Raw genomic sequence first — 17,773 nt, 5'->3', positions numbered from 1 at the left:
TGATCGAGGAATGCCCACCTACCGAGACGAAGCGGTGGTCCTGCGCACCCACAAGCTCGGCGAGGCTGACCGGATCGTCACGATGCTCTCGCGTGCGCACGGCAAGGTCAGGGCTGTCGCGAAGGGGGTGCGCCGGACGTCGTCGAAGTTCGGCTCGCGGCTCGAGCCGTTCATGGTGGCGGATGTGCAGCTGTACCAGGGGCGTTCGCTCGACATCGTGCAGCAGGCCGAGTCGCTCGGCTCCTACGGCGCCGACATCGCGCTGCACTACGACCGCTACACGGCGGCCAACGCGATGGTGGAGACGGCCGATCGGCTGAACGATTCGGAGGCGACGCCCGAGCAGTATCTGCTGCTCGTGGGCGGGTTGCGCGCTCTCGCTCGCGGTGAGCATGCCGCGCGCAGCATCCTGGACTCGTATCTGCTGCGGGTCATGGCGCTCTCGGGCTGGGCGCCGTCCTTTGACGATTGCGCGCGCTGCGCGAAGCCCGGCCCGCACTCGGTGTTCGTCGCGCAGATGGGCGGCATCGTCTGCGACGAGTGCGCGCCCGTGGGCAGTCCGCGCATTCCCGCGACGGCGATCGAGGTGCTCCGCGCCCTGATCGCAGGCGACTGGGAGCGCGTGGATTCTGCGTCGGATCGTGACACCGCGGCGGCTTCCGGTGTGATCGCCGCCTATGCCCAGTGGCATCTCGAGCGGGGGATCCGCTCGCTCTCGCTCGTGGAAGGAACCCGTTGAGCCCCAAGCCGTACACCCACAAGGACGCCGTCCCGTACCGTCCGCTGGATTGGACCGGCGCGCAGCCGCCCGCGTTCCCCGCCGTGCCGAACCATGTCGCGATCGTCATGGACGGCAACGGCCGCTGGGCGAATCGCCGCGGGCTCAACCGCATCGAGGGGCACAAGGCGGGGGAGGAGGTGCTGCTCGACGTCGTGGCCGGTGCAATCCAGGCCGGTGTCAAGCACCTCAGCGTCTATGCGTTCTCGACGGAGAACTGGGCGCGCTCTCCCGAGGAGGTGCGCTTCCTGATGGGGTACAACCGCGACGTGCTGCACCGCCGTCGTGACCAGCTCAACGAGTGGGGGGTGCGGATCCGCTGGGCGGGGCGCAAGCCGCGTCTGTGGGGTTCCGTCATCAAGGAGCTGGAGTATGCGTCGGAGCTGACGCGCGGCAATGACACGCTCACGCTCACGATGTGCATCAACTACGGCGGGCGCATCGAGCTCGTCGACGCCATGCGTGCGATCGCGGAGGACGTGAAGGCCGGTCGGATGCGTCCGAGCGCGATCACCGAGAAGGCGATCCGCCGGCATCTGTACATCCCGGACATGCCCGATGTGGATCTGTTCCTGCGAAGCTCGGGCGAGCAGCGCACGTCGAACTTCCTGCTCTGGCAGTCGGCGTATGCGGAGATGGTGTTCCTGGACACCCTGTGGCCCGACTTCTCTCGCGAGGAGCTGTGGCGGGCGATCGGGATCTACCTCTCCCGCGATCGTCGTTTCGGCGGGGCGATCGATACGCCCGACGCCGTTGCGGGGGCCTGAGCCGGGTCGGAGTCCCAGGGCATGACCATCTGAGGTTCTGCCCGGGAGTCCGGTCTCGACGGCAACGGCACCGCTGGAGAGATGGCACGGCTGCTCCGGCGCGCCGGCGTGACCGACGCCATCCCCGAGCTGAGCCGGGGTTCAGGTGGTGGTGTGGGTTTGTGGGGGTGGTGGGTCGATGTCGCCCCAGGCGTAGCGGAGCGGGAGTCTTGGGTGCAGCACGGATCGCTGTCCGTCGGGGTGGTGGAGGACGAAGTCGTGTTTCCCGTCGCGGGTGATCTGCCATCGTCCGTGGTGGAGTTGCATGTGATGGAACCGGCAGAGGAGTATGCCCCGGTCGATGTCGGTGCGGCCCTCGTCTCGGGCCCATTCGTCGATGTGGTGTGCTTCGCAGTAGGACGCGGGTCGGTCGCAGCCGGTCCACCGGCATCCACCGTCCCGGATGGCGAGGGCGATGCGCTGCGTCGGCGTGAAGAGCCGTGATTCGCGGCCCACGTCGAGCGGGTTCCCGCAGGCGTCGACCGTGACCGTCACTGCCCCGGTTTCGCAGATGTGCCGTTCGGCGACCGTGGCGGGGAGGGCGGTGAGGCCGTCTTCAGTGAAAGCCGCCCCCGCAGTACCTTCGGGGGCGACCTGCTGCACGAGCCGGACTCCGGCCTGCCGGGTGCCGAACACCGCGGTCGGGTCGGCGAGAGCCCCGGTGCGGAGGAGGTCGAGGAGCAGGTCGTAGGAGAGCTGGTCGTTGGTGCGCGGGTCCGCGGCGAGGTCCGCGGCGGATGCCTTCTCTTCGGGGTCGACGAACCTGGGGCCGCCGCGGCGGGGTCGTAGCGCGGCCGCGAAGATCGTGTCCACGAGCGCGCCGCCTTCGTCATCGAACGCGATCGACGCCCGACGCATCCCGTCCTGGTCGAACCAGGTCCGGAACGCCCGCTTCTCATACCGCGCCAGGAACCGGCTCTCTGCGCCCTCGGGGTCGAGGAGATCCCGGATCGTGCGTGCCGATGCGGCGAGTTCTTCCACGGTCCGCCGCCCTGCTTCGTCGAGGAGTTGTGCGGCGGCGTGCACCCAGGCGTCGCCGGCGTCGTCGGGTGGGTCGCCCAGGCCGCGGCGGATCGCGTCGAACTGCGCCGATGTCACCGCCCCGGACCGCAACCCGTCCCTCAGCACCTGGCGCCACTCCCGCACGACAGGCTCATCCGGCGCCACGCCATCAGGGCTCCCGGGATCAGCGTCGTTCCCTGCACGGGTGTCGTCCGTGATCGTCTCGCCACCGGTGTCTTCGAGGAGTGCCTCCCCGACCCGTACCTGCCGGGCGGCTTCGGTCTTGCTCATCCCGCCGAGGTCCTGCATCAGGGACGCCGCGGACCGGTGTCCGCGCGCCTGCGCCAACCCCGCATGCCCCGCCTCCCGGGCCGAGCGGCGGGCGATCACCCCGGCGCAGATCACCTGCACCTGCTCCACCAGCCGGGCGACCTCACCCGCCTCGCGGAGCACGGCCACCGCCCCGGCATCGTCCAGCCCCTCGATCACGGCCTGCACGTCGGACGCGCCCGCGCCCGCATCGATCCGCCCGGCCAGGGTCGGGATCAGCGCCGCGATCGCATCCAACGTCTTCATGCCCCCATCCTCCTCGGGGTCACCGACATTCGAACCCCAGATCAACCCAGAATTCCCAAACCGGGAACAACCCCACAGAACACCAGATTGTGGAGGACGAACGACGCGGGATCCGAGTCCCCGCCGCGCGCCCTTCATGTCCTGTGGCACCCCCGTCCTCGCCGGTGCCGTAGAATGGTCGCTGCGAAGGGGAGTATTCCGACTTCACGCGATCGTCATCACGAGGCCCGTTGCCGGGCCTCCGGGCGCGTGACCGCCGTTCGACGGGGAAGAGACTTTCGGCCGTTGACCGACCTCTTCGAAAGGCCCCTGTGGACGTTCCCGTCTGGTTCGAAATCGTCTCGCTCGCCGTTCTGCTGCTGATCCTGATCGGCGACCTGCTCATCGTGCGCTGGCGCCCCCACATCCCCTCCACCAAGGAATCCACCCTCTGGGTCGTGTTCTACGTCGCCCTGGCGCTCGGCTTCGCCGGACTGCTGCTCGCGGTCGCGGGCGGACAGCATGCGGGGGAGTTCCTCACCGGATGGGCGCTCGAATACAGCCTCTCGATCGACAACCTCTTCGTGTTCGTGCTGATCATGGCCCAGTTCTCGGTCCCGAGGAAGCTGCAGCAGGAAGTGCTGATGGTGGGCATCATCATCGCGCTCGTGCTGCGCGGCGTGTTCATCCTGCTCGGCGTCACGATCATCGAGAACTTCGCCCCGGTGTTCTACCTGTTCGGAGCCTTCCTCATCTGGACCGCGATCCGTCAGGCGATGCCGGAGAAGGAGCAGGAGGACGAGACCGCCGCGAAGGAGGGCTTCGCCGTGCGCCTGGTGCGCCGCCTGGTCCCGGTCAGCGACGAGTTCGACGGCCCCAAGCTGCGCACCGTCGTGGACGGCAAGCGGATCTGGACGCCCATGATCATCGTGTTCGTCACGATCGGCGTCACGGACCTGATGTTCGCGATCGACTCGATCCCCGCGATCTTCAGCATCACGCAGAACAGCTTCCTCGTGTTCACAGCGAACATCTTCGCGCTCATGGGGCTGCGTCAGCTCTACTTCCTGCTCGGAGACCTGCTCGACCGCCTGCGTTACCTGCACTACGGCATCGCGGTGATCCTGGCCTTCATCGGCGTCAAGCTCGTGCTGCACGCGATGCACGAGAACAGCGTTCCGTTCATCAACGGCGGCAAGCCCATCGAGTGGGCGCCGGACGTGCCGATCTGGCTGTCGCTCACGGTGATCGTCGTCGCGATGCTCGGCGCCACCGGCGCGAGCCTGATCGCCTCCGGGCGCGAGAAGCGTCAGGAACGCTCGCTCGCGAAGTGACCGTGAAGGCCAGGGTGGGTGGGAAACACCCACCCTGGGCCGGGGTAAACTCATGCGCATGCAGGCGGTGCAGCTTCTCCTTAGCAGCCGCGGCGAGACCTCGATCTAGGCCTCTCTCGCCGCGGAGTCGCACCCTGCTCTTCAGGGGACCGGCCGCACCACTACCCAGGAGAAGCAACGCATGAACGACGCATCCCCCCGACCCCGGACGCTGGCTGAGAAGGTCTGGGACGACCACCTCGTGGTGAAGGGTGAGAACGGCGAGCCCGACCTCATCTACATCGATCTGCACCTCGTGCACGAGGTGACGAGCCCCCAGGCCTTCGACGGCCTGCGCGCCGAGGGCCGCCCGCTGCGCCGTCTCGATCTGACGATCGCGACCGAGGACCACAACACTCCGACGCTGGCGATCGACAAGCCGATCGCCGACCTCACCAGCCGTACGCAGATCGAGACGCTGCGCCGCAACGCCGAGGAGTTCGGCGTGCGCCTGCACTCGCTGGGCGACGCGGAGCAGGGCATCGTGCACGTCGTCGGACCGCAGCTGGGGCTCACCATGCCCGGCATCACGGTGGTCTGCGGCGACTCGCACACCTCCACCCACGGCGCGTTCGGCGCCATGGCGTTCGGCATCGGCACGAGCGAGGTCGAGCACGTCATGGCCACGCAGACGCTGCCGCTGAAGCCCTTCAAGACCATGGCGATCAACGTCGATGGCGCGCTGCGCCCCGGCGTCACGGCGAAGGACATCATCCTCGCCGTGATCGCCAAGATCGGCACCGGCGGCGGCCAGGGCTACGTGCTCGAATACCGCGGCAGCGCGATCCGCGCCCTCTCCATGGAGGGTCGCATGACGATCTGCAACATGTCGATCGAAGCCGGCGCGCGTGCCGGCATGGTCGCACCCGACGAGACCACCTTCGCGTACGTGCAGGGCAAGCCCCACGCGCCGCAGGGCCAGGACTGGGACGACGCCGTCGCGTACTGGCGCACGCTGCCGACCGATGAGGGCGCGACCTACGACGCAGAGGTGTTCATCGACGCCGACGCCCTGGAGCCGTTCGTGACCTGGGGGACGAACCCCGGTCAGGGCGTCTCGCTGTCCGCCACCGTGCCGAACCCCGCCGAGATCGCCGACGCGAACGAGCGCAGCGCCGCCGAACGGGCGCTCGAGTACATGGACCTGACCCCGGGCACCCCGCTCAAGGAGGTGAAGGTCGACGCCGTCTTCATGGGCTCCTGCACGAACAGCCGGATCGAGGATCTGCGCGCCTTCGCGTCCGTGATCCAGGGCAAGAAGAAGGCCGACGGCGTGCGCGTCATGGTGGTCCCCGGATCCGCGCGCGTCCGCCTGGAGGCCGAGGCCGAGGGCCTGGACAAGGTCTTCACCGACTTCGGCGCCGAGTGGCGGTTCGCCGGGTGCTCGATGTGCCTGGGCATGAATCCCGACCAGCTCGCTCCGGGCGAACGGTGCGCGTCGACCAGCAACCGCAACTTCGAGGGCCGGCAGGGCAAGGGGGGACGCACGCACCTCGTGTCGCCCCTCGTCGCCGCCGCGACGGCCGTGCGCGGCACGCTGTCCAGCCCGAGCGACCTCGTCGAGAACGGGCAGGAGGCCTGAGCATGGAGAAGTTCACCACCCACACCGGCGTCGCAGCCCCGCTGAAGCGCTCCAACGTCGACACCGACCAGATCATCCCCGCGGTCTTCCTGAAACGGGTCACCAAGACCGGCTTCGAGGACGCGCTCTTCCACGCCTGGCGCCAGGATCCGGAGTTCGTGCTCAACCAGGAGCCGTTCCGGAACGCGTCGGTGCTCGTCGCCGGTCCCGACTTCGGCACCGGATCCAGTCGGGAGCACGCCGTCTGGGCGCTGCGCGACTACGGGTTCAAGGTCGTGCTGAGCCCGCGTTTCGCCGACATCTTCCGGGGCAACTCCGGCAAGCAGGGCCTGCTCGCCGCGACCGTCGACGAGGCCGATATCGAGCGGATCTGGGCGCTGATCGACGAGGATCCCGGTCGGGAGATCACGGTCGACCTCGAGGCCCGCACGGCCACGATCGGCGCTCCGGCAGGGGCGGGAGAGACGACAGGCGAGCCCGTCTTCCAGACCAGCATCGGGATCGACGATTACACTAGATGGCGGCTCCTCGAAGGGCTCGATGACATCGGGCTCACGCTGCGCAACGAAGACAAGATCGCGCAGTTCGAGGCCCGCCGCGAGTCGTGGCGGCCACGTACGCTTCCTATTCGTTGAATCGGACGCGGCCGTGAGCCTGGGGCATCCGCCCCGACGGCTCCGGCCGCGCCCGTTCCACAAGAAGAGGCCCTGAATGACGACACCGCTGCACGAGACCACGCTCGCTTCGAAGCCTTCGGGCGATGTCCTGGCTATCCGCGGCGGACGGCCACTTCACGGCCGGGTGGACGTGAAGGGTGCGAAGAACCTGGCGACCAAGGCCATGGTCGCCACCCTCCTCGGCGAGACCGCGAGCACTCTGCGCGATGTCCCCGACCTGAGCGATGTCGCCGTGGTGCGGTCCCTGCTGGAGGTGCACGGCGTGCGCGTCACCGAGGGCGACGAGCCCGGTGCTCTGGTCTTCGACCCGAGCGACGTCGAGTCGGCGCACTTCGAAGAGATCGACGCCCACGCGGGCGCCTCGCGCATCCCGATCCTGTTCTGCGGCCCGCTGCTGCACCGCCTCGGCCAGGCCTTCATCCCCGATCTCGGAGGCTGCCGCATCGGCGACCGTCCGATCGACTTCCACCTCGACGCGCTGCGCAAGTTCGGCGCGGTCGTCGAGAAGCTGCCCAGCGGGATCCGCCTCTCGGCGCCGAACGGCCTGAAGGGCGCCAGCATCCACCTGCCGTACCCGAGCGTGGGCGCGACCGAGCAGGTGCTGCTCACCGCGGTGCGCGCACAGGGGCAGACCGAGCTGCGCAACGCGGCGATCGAGCCCGAGATCATGGATCTCATCGCGGTGCTGCAGAAGATGGGCGCGATCATCTCCTACGAGCCGAACAGGGTCATCCTCATCGAGGGCGTCGACACCCTGCGCGGTTACGACCACCGGTCGATCTTCGACCGCAACGAGGCGGCCTCCTGGGCGTGCGCGGCCCTCGCGACCGACGGCGAGATCTTCGTCGGCGGTGCGAAGCAGCAGGAGATGCTGACCTTCCTCAACGTCTTCCGCAAGGCGGGCGGCTGGTTCGACGTGCGCGAGGACGGGATCCTGTTCCGCCGTGACGGCGAGCTGAAGCCGGTCATCGTCGAGACCGACGTGCACCCCGGCTTCATGACGGACTGGCAGCAGCCGCTCGTGGTCGCTCTGACGCAGGCCCGCGGCCGCTCGGTCGTGCACGAGACCGTGTACGAGAACCGGATGGGCTTCACCGCCGCGCTCGTGAAGATGGGCGCCGACATCGTCGTGCACCCGCACGGCCTGCAGGACGGGCCCCGCCGGGTCGCACGCCGCGATCTCGAGCAGGCCGCTGTCATCACCGGCCCGACCCCGCTGCACGGCGCCGACATCGTGGTGCCCGACCTGCGCGGCGGATACAGCCACGTCATCGCCGCGCTCACGGCGACCGGCGAGTCGAAGGTCTCCGGCGTCGACATCCTCAGCCGCGGCTACGAGAAGTTCCTCGACAAGCTCACCGCGCTGGGTGCCGACTTCGATGTGATCGGCTGAGATGCGCGCGACCGCCGAGAAGACCCGCCCGAGCCTGTTCTGGTTCCTGGCGGTCTTCGTGGTGCCGTTCGTCTCGTTCCTCGCGAAGATCCGCATCCGGGGCGAGGAGAAGCTGCCCCGCTCCGGCGCCTTCGTGATGGCGCCGAACCACTACTCGGAGTTCGACCCGCTCATCGTCGCGGTCGCCGTCTGGCGGCTCGGACGCGCGCCTCGCTTCATGGCGAAGGAGAGCCTGTTCCGCGTGCCCGTGCTGGGCTGGGCACTGCGCGGCACCGGCATGATCCCGGTGGCGCGCGCGACCTCGGTCGCGGCCGCGAAGCAGACCATTGCACAGTCGAAGGAGCTCGTCGAGCACGGCAGGGGCGTGATCGTGTACCCCGAGGGCACGCTCACCCGCGACCCCGAGCTGTGGCCGATGCGCGGCAAGTCGGGCGCCGTCCGTCTCGCCCTGGCCGGACGGATCCCGTTGATCCCGATGGCGCAGTGGGGCACGCAGAACATCATGGGCCGCTACCAGAAGGGCCTCAGCCTCTGGCCGCCGCGCAAGAAGATCGATGTCGTGATCGGGGATCCGGTCGACATCTCCGACCTGTACGACCGCGCCGGCGAGAACGCCGCGCTGGTCGAGGCGACGGACCGGCTCATGGCGGCGATCACGGCACTCCTGGAGGACGTCCGCGGCGAGAAGGCTCCCGCCCAGCGCTGGAACCCGGCCGAGCACGGACAGAGGGAGACGGGTCGTCTTGACTCCTAGGAACGCACCGCGCACCGCGTCGATCCCGCTCGGGCCGCGCGTCACGGTGATCGGGGCCGGCAGCTGGGGGACCACCTTCGGCAAGATCCTCGCCGACGGCGGCGCCCAGGTCACGATGTGGGCGCGCCGGCAGGAGCTGGCCCACGAGATCGCCGAGGCGAAGCGCAACTCGCAGTACCTCTCCGGGATCAACCTGCCGCGCACGATGACCGCGACGCACCACCTGGCCGAGGCGATCCAGGGCGCGGAGCAGGTGTACCTGTCGGTGCCGAGTCAGACGCTGCGGGAGAACCTCAAGGCGCTGCGCCCGCTGCTGCGGGACTCGGACGTCCCTGTGGTGAGCCTCATGAAGGGCGTCGAGAAGCGCACCGGACTGCGGATGAGCCAGGTGATCGAGCAGGAGCTGCGCTGCGATCCCGATCGGATCGCCGTGGCGAGCGGACCGAATCTGGCCCTCGAGATCGCCCGCGAGCAGCCGACCGCCGCGGTCATCGCCTCGACCAGCCAGGAGACGGCCGACATCGTGGCGCGCACCGCGCGCAACCGCTACTTCCGCAGCTTCGTGAACACCGACGTCATCGGCACCGAGTTCGGCGGTGTGCTGAAGAACCTCATCGCCGTCGCGATCGGCATCGTCGACGGCGTCGGCTACGGCGAGAACACCAAGGCGTCGATCATCACCCGGGGGCTGGTCGAGATGACCGACTTCGCGGTGGCGAACGGCGCGCAGCCCGGCACCCTGCAGGGGCTCGCCGGGCTCGGCGACCTGATCGCGACATGCCAGTCGCCGCTCAGTCGCAACAACACGGCCGGGCGTCTGCTCGGCCAGGGATACAGCTTCCAGGACGTGGTCAAGCAGATGCAGCAGACGGCCGAGGGACTCGCGTCCGTCGCGCCGATCCTGCAGCTGGCCCGCGCCGCCGGCGTGGAGATGCCGATCGTCGAGCAGGTGAAGATGGTGCTGGACGGCGCCATGGATCCGCGCGACATCGCCCCCCATCTGACCACCGACGACGACACCCCGCAGGGGGAAGGGACGGGCAATGGACAAGCAGACGGTGGTGGTGCTCTTCGGAGGGCGCTCCAGCGAGCACTCGATCAGCTCCGCAACGGCGGGAGGGGTGCTCCGCGCCCTTGACCGGGAGCGCTACGACGTCATCCCCGTCGGGATCACCCGCGAGGGCGCATTCGTCCTCGAGGACGACGAGCCGGACAAGTTCCCGCTCGACGCCGCTCACCTGCCCGAGGTGGCGGACAACGGCACGCGTATCCAGTGGCCCGAGCCCGGAGGGATCCGCTCGCTGCGCGTGACCCGCGCCGACGGCTCCGTGGACGACCTGGGCGCGATCGACGTGGTGCTGCCGCTGCTGCACGGACCGCACGGCGAGGACGGCACGCTGCAGGGCTACTTCGACACGCTCGAGGTGCCCTACGCCGGCGGCGGGGTGCTGGATTCGGCGCTGTGCATGGACAAGCACTTCATGAAGGTCGCGCTGCAGGCCGCCGGCATCTCCGTCGCGCCCTGGATCACCGTGCGCGCCCGGCAGTGGACGGAGGACCCGCAGGGCGTCCGCGCCGCCGCGGAGGAGCTGGGCTCGCCGCTCTTCGTGAAGCCCGCCCGCGCCGGCTCCAGTGTCGGGGTGTCCAAGGTGACGGATCCGGCCGAGTTCGACGAGGCGATGCGCATCGCCCTCGCCGAGGACGACAAGGTGCTCGTGGAGACCGGCGTCGTCGGTCGCGAGATCGAGGTCGCGATCCTCGAGGGTGCAGAAGGACCGCGTGCGTCGGTGCCGGGAGAGATCGTGCTGACTTCACGCGGCTTCTACGACTTCGAGGGCAAGTACCTCGGCGGCGACGGCGTGGACGTGGTCTGCCCGGCGGAGCTCTCCGACGTCGAGATCGCCGCGATCCAGCAGGCCGGCGTCCGCGCGTTCGAGGCCGTGGACGGACGAGGGCTCGCGCGGGTCGACATGTTCCTCACTGCGGACGGCACGCTCGTCGTGAACGAGCTGAACACGATGCCCGGGTTCACGCCGATCTCGATGTTCCCCAAGTGCTGGATCGCGTCGGGGCTCAGCTACCGCGACCTCATCACCGAGCTGATCGAGGCGGGGCTGCGCCGCTAGTTCGACGGGCTCGGGGCGGGCGTCGCGTCCGCCCCGGGCCGCTCGACGCAGGCGTGGGTGGCGGGGATCGTCGCGATCGCCGCGGCGAGGCTCTTGTTGTCGATCACGTCGTTCGCGCTGACGCCCTTGTTCGGGGTGCTGTCGATGAACAGCTGCACGGCGGGCTTGCGGCCGTAGGTCGTGAGCGTGAGCAGCGGCGTCTTCGAGGTGTCGACGAGCCAGTCGATGCCCTGACGCGTCACGCACTGCAGAGTGCTCGTGGGCTCCGCCTCGGGCAGGCCGCAGGTGAGCAGCACGACGGACGGATCGCCCCAGGCGGCCGTCGCCTGTGCGTCGGTCCACCGCCGGTCGTGTCCGTCGATCGCGGGGACGTTCGTGAGCCGCACGGTCACGTCGGCGCAACGAGGGTCGTTGGCATCGTCCGCGGCGTTCAGGTGCACGGTCGAGCTGCACCCGGCCAGCAGTCCCGCTGCGAGCAGGAGGACGGTGACGACGGCGAGACGGCGGGGCATCCCCCCAGGCTACCGTTGAGAGCATGGTGGACCTTTCAGCTCCCGGATCCGATGCGACCGCGGAGGGCTTCGGATCCGACGATCCGATGATCGGCGACGTGAGCGAGGGGCGCGTGCTGCGCACGATCCTGAGCCGGACGCCCGCGGGGCGCGACGCGCTGCTCGGGCCCGGCGACGACGCCGCCGTGATCGCGGCTCCGTCAGGATCCGTCGTGGCGACCACCGACACGCTCGTGGAGGGGCCGGACTTCCGCGCGGCCTGGTCGAACGGCTACGACCTGGGCTGGAAGTCGGCGGCGGTGAACCTCGCGGACATCGCGGCGATGGGCGCGCGTCCGACGGCGCTGCTCGTGGCGCTCGCGGTGCCCAAGGACCGCCGGCTGTCGTTCGTCGCCGCCCTGGCCGATGGCTTTCGCGACGCCTGCGCCGCCCTCGCTCCGGGCTGCGCGGTGGTGGGCGGCGACCTGACCGTGTCGGCGACGCTGATGATCGCGGTCACCGCGCTCGGGGACCTCGAAGGCCGCCAGGCCGTCACCCGCTCCGGTGCCCGAGTGGGCGACGACATCGCGATCGCGGGGGAGATGGGGGTCGCGGGCCACGGACTCTCCGTGCTGTTCCAGCGCTTCCACCGCGACGGTGCGGCGATCCCCGTCGACGCCGCGGCTCTGGGTGAGGGGGAGGCCGAGGCGATCGCCGCGCAGCTGCGCCCGGCGCCGCCGATCGGGCTGGGTCCGATGGCCGCGATCGCCGGCGCCAGCGCGATGATGGACGTCTCCGACGGGCTCGCCCTGGATGCCGGCCGCATGGCGGAGGCCTCGGGCGTCACGATCGCCCTGGAGCAGACCGCGCTCGGCGCGCACCCGCGTCGCGCGCTGGCCGGCGGCGAGGATCATGCGCTGCTGGCTGCTTTCCCCGCCGGCGTGCTGCCGCCGGGCTTCCGCCGGATCGGATCCGTGATCGCAGCGGTGCCGGACGCCCCGGTGCTGTGCGACGGCGAACCGGTCGGCCCTCTCGGCTGGGATCCCTACCGGGATGCCGGAGCCGACGTCTCGCACTGACGGTCAGGGGGCCGTCGGCTCCGCCCACCACAGGGCGGTGTCGCCGTAGGCCTTCTCCCGGAGGAGGCTGAGACCGGCGGCGGCGAGATCCGGCGGCGTGGAGCGTTTCGCCCGCTCGATCACGACGACGGCGTCGGGGGAGAGCAGCGGTGCGAGAGCGACCAGGTCGGCCGTCATGTCGGCGTCGGACAGATCGTAGGGCGGGTCGGTGAAGACGAGGTCGAACGGACCTGCGGCACGGGCGAGGTAGCCGTGCACGGACGACTCCTGCACGCTCGTCCTCCCGGCCGCATCGCCGCCCAGCGCCTTCGCGACCGCGGCGGCATTGCGGCGGACGACCGCAGCGGCCGGCCGCCCTCTTTCGACGAGCACGGTGCTGCGCGCGCCGCGGCTGAGCGCCTCCAGGCCGAGGGCTCCGGATCCGGCGTAGAGGTCGAGCACGCGTGCGTCCGCGATCGCATCCATCGAGGACAGCGCGCCGAACAGCGACTCGCGCACCCGATCGCTCGTGGGCCTGGTTCCCTGCCCCGGCACATCCAGGCGGGTGCCGCCGGCCGCTCCGGCGATGATTCTCGTCACCCGTTCACCCTATTCGCCCCGAGGAGGATGCCCCAGCGCGGGCCGTCCCGCGACCCGCCGCGTCATACGGCGGCACAACGGCCCTCGGTGAGCGGAGCAGGGCCAAGATGGAGGAGTGGCCGAACCCCTTGCAGCACTGATCAGCATGCCCCGCCCGCAGATCATCGAGGCGGGTGAGGGCGTCGGACTCGCGACCTACACCTGGGGCGATCCGGACGCGCCTGTTGTGCTGCTCGTGCACGGCTTCGCCTCCAGCACGAGGGACAACTGGGTGCTCACGGGCTGGGCACGCGCGCTGGAGCGCGCCGGCTACCGGGTGCTCGGCATCGACCAGCGCGGCCATGGTGCGAGCGAGAAGCCGCGCCGGCCCGAGGACTACACGATGCGCACGCTCGCCGGCGACATCGAACAGGTGCTCGACACCTACCTCGTCGACGAGGCCCTCTACCTCGGCTACTCGCTGGGCGCCCGCGTGGGCTGGGAGGTGCTGCGCGACCTCGGGGACCGCGTCCCGCGCGCCGTGCTGGGCGGCATCCCCGACGGTCGCCCGCTGGAGCGGCTCGACGTTGCCGAGGTGCGGGCGTACCTGGCCGACGGGACCCCGGTCGCAGACCCCGCCACGCGGGACTACATCGCCCTCACCGAACGCGTGCCGGGCAACGACCTCGACGTGATGCTCGCGCTCGCGCTCGGCATGCGCGGGGAGGCGCGCACGATCGATCCGGATCCGGTCACCGCACCGGCGCAGCCGATCCTCTTCGCGACCGGATCCGAGGACCCCATCATCGACGGGTCGCGTCGCCTCGCCGATGCCTCGCCGCATGGATCCTTCTTCGAGATCCCCGGCCGGCATCACTTCAACGCGCCGGGGTCGAAGGCGTTCCGGGACGCGGCACTGGAGTTCCTCGGCGGTTGAGCACGATCCGCGCCGCGGCGCCGCCCTCGCGTGAGGGCGGCGCGCGCTGTCCGGAGCCCGCTCTAGACTTCTGAGCATGCCGCTCCGCCTCGATTCGCCGCTCGCCGTCGCGGTCGGCGACGGGAACGCGAAGGCGCTGCAGAAGGCCTTCGGCATGAGCACGGTCTGGGATCTGCTCTCGCACTACCCGCGCCGCTACGCGAACCGCGGCGAGCTCACCCCGATCCTCGACCTCCCGAAGGGCGAGACCGTCACGATCGTCGCCGAGGTGATGTCGGTGAGCGTGCGCGACATGAAGAACCGCCGCGGCGCGATGATGACGGTCGACATCGGCGACGGCGTCGGGCGCATGGTGCTGACGTTCTTCGCCAAGTACCGCGGCCAGCTCGAATGGCGCGAGAAGGAGCTGCGGGTCGGTCGACGGGGCGTGTTCACCGGCAAGGTCGGCGACTACCGGGGCGTCACCCAGTTCGCGCACCCGCAGTACGAGATGTTCGACGACGAGCTGCGTGCGCGCACCCAGGCCGACGTGCTGGTGACCACGCCGCTGCCGATCTACCCGGCCACGGCGGCGCTCACCACGTGGCAGATCGAAAAGATGGTCGGCACGGTCCTGGACGATCTCGGCCTCGTCCCGGAGCCCCTTCCCGAAGAGGTGCGTCGCGAGGAAGGGCTGCTCGATGCGCGCGTCGCGCTCGAGCGGATCCACCGCCCCCACACCAAGGACGAGATCGCGCCGGCGATCCGCACGCTGCGCATGCACGAGGCGCTCACGCTGCAGAGCGCCCTCATGCAGCAGCGCTATCTCGTGCGCATGCTCGACGCCACGGCTCGGCCGGCGAAGCCCGGCGGGCTGCTGGAGCGCTTCGACGCCGCGCTGCCCTTCGAGCTCACCCCCGATCAGGAGGCGGTCGGCGAGACGATCGCCGCGGACCTCGTCGGCGGGGCGCCGATGAACCGGCTGGTCCAGGGAGAGGTCGGATCCGGCAAGACGCTGGTCGCCCTGCGTGCCATGCTGCAGGTCGCCGAATCGGGCGGCCAGGCCGCGCTCATCGCGCCGACCGAGGTGCTCGCCGGGCAGCACCTGCGCTCGATCACGAAGATGCTCGGGCCGAAGCTCGCCCCGCTCGTGATGCCCACGCTGCTCACGGGGCAGATGTCCGCCCCCGAGCGCCGCAAGGCCGCCCTGAGGGTCGCGGCCGGTCAGGCCCTCATCGTGGTGGGAACGCACGCGCTGCTGGGGGAGAAGACGACCTTCGCCGACCTCGGCCTCGTGGTCGTCGACGAGCAGCACCGGTTCGGCGTCGAGCAGCGCGAGGCGCTGCGTGCCAAGGGCACGAGCCCGCACGCTCTCGTGCTCACCGCGACCCCGATTCCGCGCACCGTCGCGATGACCGTGTTCGGCGACCTCGACACCTCGGTGATCCGCACGATGCCCCGCGGGCGCGCGGGCATCGAGACCTTCGTCGCCCCGCTCGCCGACCACCCCGGCTGGTTCGCGCGGGTGTGGGAGCGCGCCGCGGAGGAGATCGAGAAGGGCCGTCAGGTGTTCGCCGTGTGCGCCGCGATCGACACCGACGATGGCGCCGAGGAGGCGGATCAAGAGCACTTCGCGGACGAGGAGGAGGAGAGCCGTGGACCGCGCTGGGGTGTGGTGCAGCTGCTGGCCGCCCTCGCCACGCATCCGAAACTGGGCGCCGTGCGGATCGCGGGTCTGCACGGGCGCATGAGTGCGGACGAGAAGGACACGATCATGCAGTCCTTCGCCCGCGGCGAGACCGACCTCCTCGTCGCGACCACCGTGATCGAGGTCGGCGTCGACGTTCCGAACGCCTCGACCATGATCGTCCTGGAGGCCGACCGGTTCGGCGTCTCCCAGCTGCACCAGCTGCGCGGGCGCATCGGCCGCGGTGGCGTGCCTGGTCTGTGCCTGCTCGTCACCGAGGCCGAGCAGGGGACGCCCGCCCGTGACCGCGTCGACGCCGTGGCGGCCACGCTCGACGGGTTCGTGCTCGCCGAGGTCGACCTCGATCTGCGCGGCGAGGGCGATGTGCTCGGCGCGCGTCAGTCCGGGGCGAAGTCGTCGCTCAAGCTGCTGCGGGTCATCAAGGACTCGGATCTGATCGCCCAGGCACGTGCGATCGCCGAGGAGATCATCGAGGCGGATCCGGCGCTGCAGCAGCACGAGGGGCTGCGCGAGGCGATGGCGCAGCGGCTCAGCATCGACGATCGTGCGGCGCTCGCCAAGAACTGAGCACGCCGAGAGGCCGCCGCTCGGTTGACGCAGAGATCCGCGCCGCTAGGGTGGATGCATGCGATGCACTGAGCGATCGGAGGAGACGAAGTGAGCGCTCGGATCGCCGTCGTCCCCGGTTCCTTCGACCCGCCGACCCTCGGCCATCTGGATGTTATCCGGCGTGCCGCAGCCCTCTACGACGAGCTGCACGTGCTGGTGGTGCACAATCCGGACAAGCAGGCGATGCTGCCCGTCGCCCAGCGCCTCACGCTGCTGGAGGAGTCGATCGCCGAGGCCGGCGTGACGGGGACCGTCATCATCGGATCCTGGAGCATGGGCCTCCTGGTCGACTACGCCAGGGATGTGAACGCCGGGGTGCTCGTCAAGGGGATCCGCTCGCAGGTCGATGTGGCGTACGAGTCGCCGATGGCGATCGTCAACCGCCACCTCGCCGACATCGAGACCGTGTTCCTGCTGCCGGATCCCGCGCACGCCCTCGTCTCCAGCTCGCTGGTGCGCCAGGTCGCCGCGCTCGGCGGCGATGTGTCGCCGTTCGTGCCGCCCGCGGTCGCCCGCTTCCTCGACACCGGCTCGCGCGGCATCTGAGGACCGGCCTGCGTCCAGGTCGGCCCGGTAGACTGTTCCGGTGAAGACGCGACGCAATGGACCGTTCGTGCTGCCCGTGCGCGACATCGTTCGCCGACCGGGAGAGATGCGCGAGCACCGCATCACGATCCCTCTCGCGGAGCAGTGGGGCGAAGGCCTCGTCTCCGTCGAGAAGGGCGAGGAACTCGACCTCGACATCCGGCTGGAGTCGGTGCACGAGGGCATCCTCGTCACCGGAGAGGTCGATTCGACGTACCGCGGAGAGTGCGGACGATGCCTGAATCCGATCGAAGAGCCTGTCGAAGTCGAGTTTCAAGAGCTTTTCGCGTACCCTGGAGAGGAAGCGAACGACTTCGAGGTTCAAGACGACCACGTGGATCTTGAAACTCTTGTCAGGGACGCGGTGGTTTTGGCGCTCCCGTTTCAGCCGGTGTGTCAGCCGGATTGCCCTGGACTCGACCCCGAGACCGGTGAGCGGCTGACCGGAAGCGCCGGGAAAGAGCATGACGCTCCCGTCGATCCTCGATGGGCCGCGCTCCAGCAGATCACAGACCACGGAAACGCAGCGGAATAGCTGCGCGCCCAGAACACAGAAGGTAAGCAACCATGGCCGGTAACCCCCCGAAGCGCAAGGTCTCCCGTTCGAACACCCGCTCGCGTCGCGCGCAGTGGAAGGCGGAGGCTCCTGCCCTCGTCAAGACCATCGAGAACGGCAAGGTCGTCTACAGCCGTCCCCACCAGGCGAAGGTCGTCACCGACTCGCAGGGCACCGAGCTGTTCCTCGAGTACAAGGGCCGCAAGGTCGCCGACGTCTGATCGA

Annotated in this window: 18 protein-coding genes; 15 read left to right on the top strand and 3 right to left on the bottom strand. The window is 69.8% G+C overall.

The window, feature by feature from the left end; genetic code table 11:
• Nucleotides 1-10: 10 nt before the first annotated feature.
• Nucleotides 11-739 carry a DNA repair protein RecO gene (recO, locus tag ACIPY5_RS02740; RefSeq protein WP_400966387.1) on the top strand — a complete coding sequence of 243 codons (729 nt, stop codon included), beginning with the start codon at nucleotides 11-13 and terminating at the stop codon, nucleotides 737-739.
• Nucleotides 736-1,545, top strand: a complete 810-nt coding sequence (locus tag ACIPY5_RS02735; protein ID WP_400966384.1) for an isoprenyl transferase — start codon at nucleotides 736-738, stop codon at nucleotides 1,543-1,545. The genes recO and ACIPY5_RS02735 overlap by 4 nt, the downstream gene beginning before the upstream one ends.
• 141 nt (nucleotides 1,546-1,686) lie before the next feature.
• Here ACIPY5_RS02735 and ACIPY5_RS02730 read toward each other — a convergent pair whose 3' ends face one another.
• Entirely contained in the window at nucleotides 1,687-3,162 is a 1,476-nt protein-coding gene (locus ACIPY5_RS02730) for a DUF222 domain-containing protein (protein ID WP_400966381.1), read from the bottom strand.
• A gap of 311 nt (nucleotides 3,163-3,473) precedes the next feature.
• Between ACIPY5_RS02730 and ACIPY5_RS02725 the strand changes: the two genes are divergently transcribed.
• The 7 genes from ACIPY5_RS02725 to ACIPY5_RS02695 all read left to right on the top strand — a co-directional run bounded on the left by ACIPY5_RS02725 (nucleotide 3,474) and on the right by ACIPY5_RS02695 (nucleotide 11,046).
• Entirely contained in the window at nucleotides 3,474-4,475 is a 1,002-nt protein-coding gene (locus tag ACIPY5_RS02725) for a TerC/Alx family metal homeostasis membrane protein (protein WP_400966378.1), read from the top strand.
• Nucleotides 4,476-4,656: 181 nt separating this feature from the next.
• A complete protein-coding gene (gene leuC / locus ACIPY5_RS02720; protein ID WP_400966375.1) occupies nucleotides 4,657-6,096 on the top strand; it encodes a 3-isopropylmalate dehydratase large subunit in 1,440 nt (479 codons plus the stop codon).
• 2 nt (nucleotides 6,097-6,098) lie between these two features.
• A complete protein-coding gene (gene leuD / locus ACIPY5_RS02715) occupies nucleotides 6,099-6,731 on the top strand; it encodes a 3-isopropylmalate dehydratase small subunit (RefSeq protein ID WP_400966372.1) in 633 nt (210 codons plus the stop codon).
• A 76-nt stretch (nucleotides 6,732-6,807) separates the two neighbouring features.
• Nucleotides 6,808-8,166, top strand: a complete 1,359-nt coding sequence (gene murA / locus ACIPY5_RS02710; protein WP_309339829.1) for a UDP-N-acetylglucosamine 1-carboxyvinyltransferase — start codon at nucleotides 6,808-6,810, stop codon at nucleotides 8,164-8,166.
• Nucleotide 8,167: 1 nt separating this feature from the next.
• Nucleotides 8,168-8,920, top strand: a complete 753-nt coding sequence (locus tag ACIPY5_RS02705; protein WP_309339831.1) for a lysophospholipid acyltransferase family protein — start codon at nucleotides 8,168-8,170, stop codon at nucleotides 8,918-8,920.
• Nucleotides 8,910-10,058, top strand: a complete 1,149-nt coding sequence (locus ACIPY5_RS02700) for an NAD(P)H-dependent glycerol-3-phosphate dehydrogenase (RefSeq protein ID WP_400966367.1) — start codon at nucleotides 8,910-8,912, stop codon at nucleotides 10,056-10,058. The genes ACIPY5_RS02705 and ACIPY5_RS02700 overlap by 11 nt, the downstream gene beginning before the upstream one ends.
• Nucleotides 9,964-11,046, top strand: a complete 1,083-nt coding sequence (locus ACIPY5_RS02695) for a D-alanine--D-alanine ligase family protein (protein ID WP_400966365.1) — start codon at nucleotides 9,964-9,966, stop codon at nucleotides 11,044-11,046. The genes ACIPY5_RS02700 and ACIPY5_RS02695 overlap by 95 nt, the downstream gene beginning before the upstream one ends.
• Here ACIPY5_RS02695 and ACIPY5_RS02690 read toward each other — a convergent pair.
• Nucleotides 11,043-11,558, bottom strand: a complete 516-nt coding sequence (locus ACIPY5_RS02690; RefSeq protein WP_400966363.1) for a DUF3515 domain-containing protein — start codon at nucleotides 11,556-11,558, stop codon at nucleotides 11,043-11,045. The genes ACIPY5_RS02695 and ACIPY5_RS02690 overlap by 4 nt on opposite strands.
• Nucleotides 11,559-11,581: 23 nt before the next feature.
• Between ACIPY5_RS02690 and thiL the strand changes: the two genes are divergently transcribed.
• Nucleotides 11,582-12,616: a thiamine-phosphate kinase gene (thiL, locus tag ACIPY5_RS02685; RefSeq protein WP_400966360.1), complete on the top strand. Its 1,035-nt coding sequence runs from the start codon at nucleotides 11,582-11,584 to the stop codon at nucleotides 12,614-12,616.
• A gap of 3 nt (nucleotides 12,617-12,619) precedes the next feature.
• Here the strand turns inward: thiL and rsmD are convergent, their stop codons facing one another.
• Nucleotides 12,620-13,195 carry a 16S rRNA (guanine(966)-N(2))-methyltransferase RsmD gene (gene rsmD, locus ACIPY5_RS02680; RefSeq protein WP_400966357.1) on the bottom strand — a complete coding sequence of 192 codons (576 nt, stop codon included), beginning with the start codon at nucleotides 13,193-13,195 and terminating at the stop codon, nucleotides 12,620-12,622.
• Between the two features lie 115 nt (nucleotides 13,196-13,310).
• On the opposite strand from rsmD, the gene ACIPY5_RS02675 reads away from it, so the two are divergent.
• From ACIPY5_RS02675 to rpmF, 5 genes are all read left to right on the top strand, one after another.
• A complete protein-coding gene (locus tag ACIPY5_RS02675) occupies nucleotides 13,311-14,111 on the top strand; it encodes an alpha/beta fold hydrolase (RefSeq protein WP_400966354.1) in 801 nt (266 codons plus the stop codon).
• Between the two features lie 76 nt (nucleotides 14,112-14,187).
• Nucleotides 14,188-16,365 (top strand): ATP-dependent DNA helicase RecG, encoded by a 2,178-nt coding sequence (locus tag ACIPY5_RS02670; RefSeq protein ID WP_400966351.1) that lies wholly within the window; start codon nucleotides 14,188-14,190, stop codon nucleotides 16,363-16,365.
• Between the two features lie 90 nt (nucleotides 16,366-16,455).
• A complete protein-coding gene (gene coaD, locus ACIPY5_RS02665; RefSeq protein WP_309337969.1) occupies nucleotides 16,456-16,953 on the top strand; it encodes a pantetheine-phosphate adenylyltransferase in 498 nt (165 codons plus the stop codon).
• A 106-nt stretch (nucleotides 16,954-17,059) separates the two neighbouring features.
• On the top strand, nucleotides 17,060-17,527 hold the full coding sequence (locus tag ACIPY5_RS02660) for a DUF177 domain-containing protein (protein ID WP_309337980.1): 468 nt from the start codon (nucleotides 17,060-17,062) through the stop codon (nucleotides 17,525-17,527).
• 32 nt (nucleotides 17,528-17,559) lie between these two features.
• Nucleotides 17,560-17,769: a 50S ribosomal protein L32 gene (gene rpmF / locus ACIPY5_RS02655; RefSeq protein ID WP_013586329.1), complete on the top strand. Its 210-nt coding sequence runs from the start codon at nucleotides 17,560-17,562 to the stop codon at nucleotides 17,767-17,769.
• Nucleotides 17,770-17,773: the final 4 nt, after the last annotated feature.

Source organism: Microbacterium sp. NPDC089698, assembly GCF_044749045.1.
GTDB lineage: Bacteria > Actinomycetota > Actinomycetes > Actinomycetales > Microbacteriaceae > Microbacterium.
Note: the sequence above shows the minus strand (reverse complement) of the source record. Positions and strands in the feature narration are given on the sequence as shown.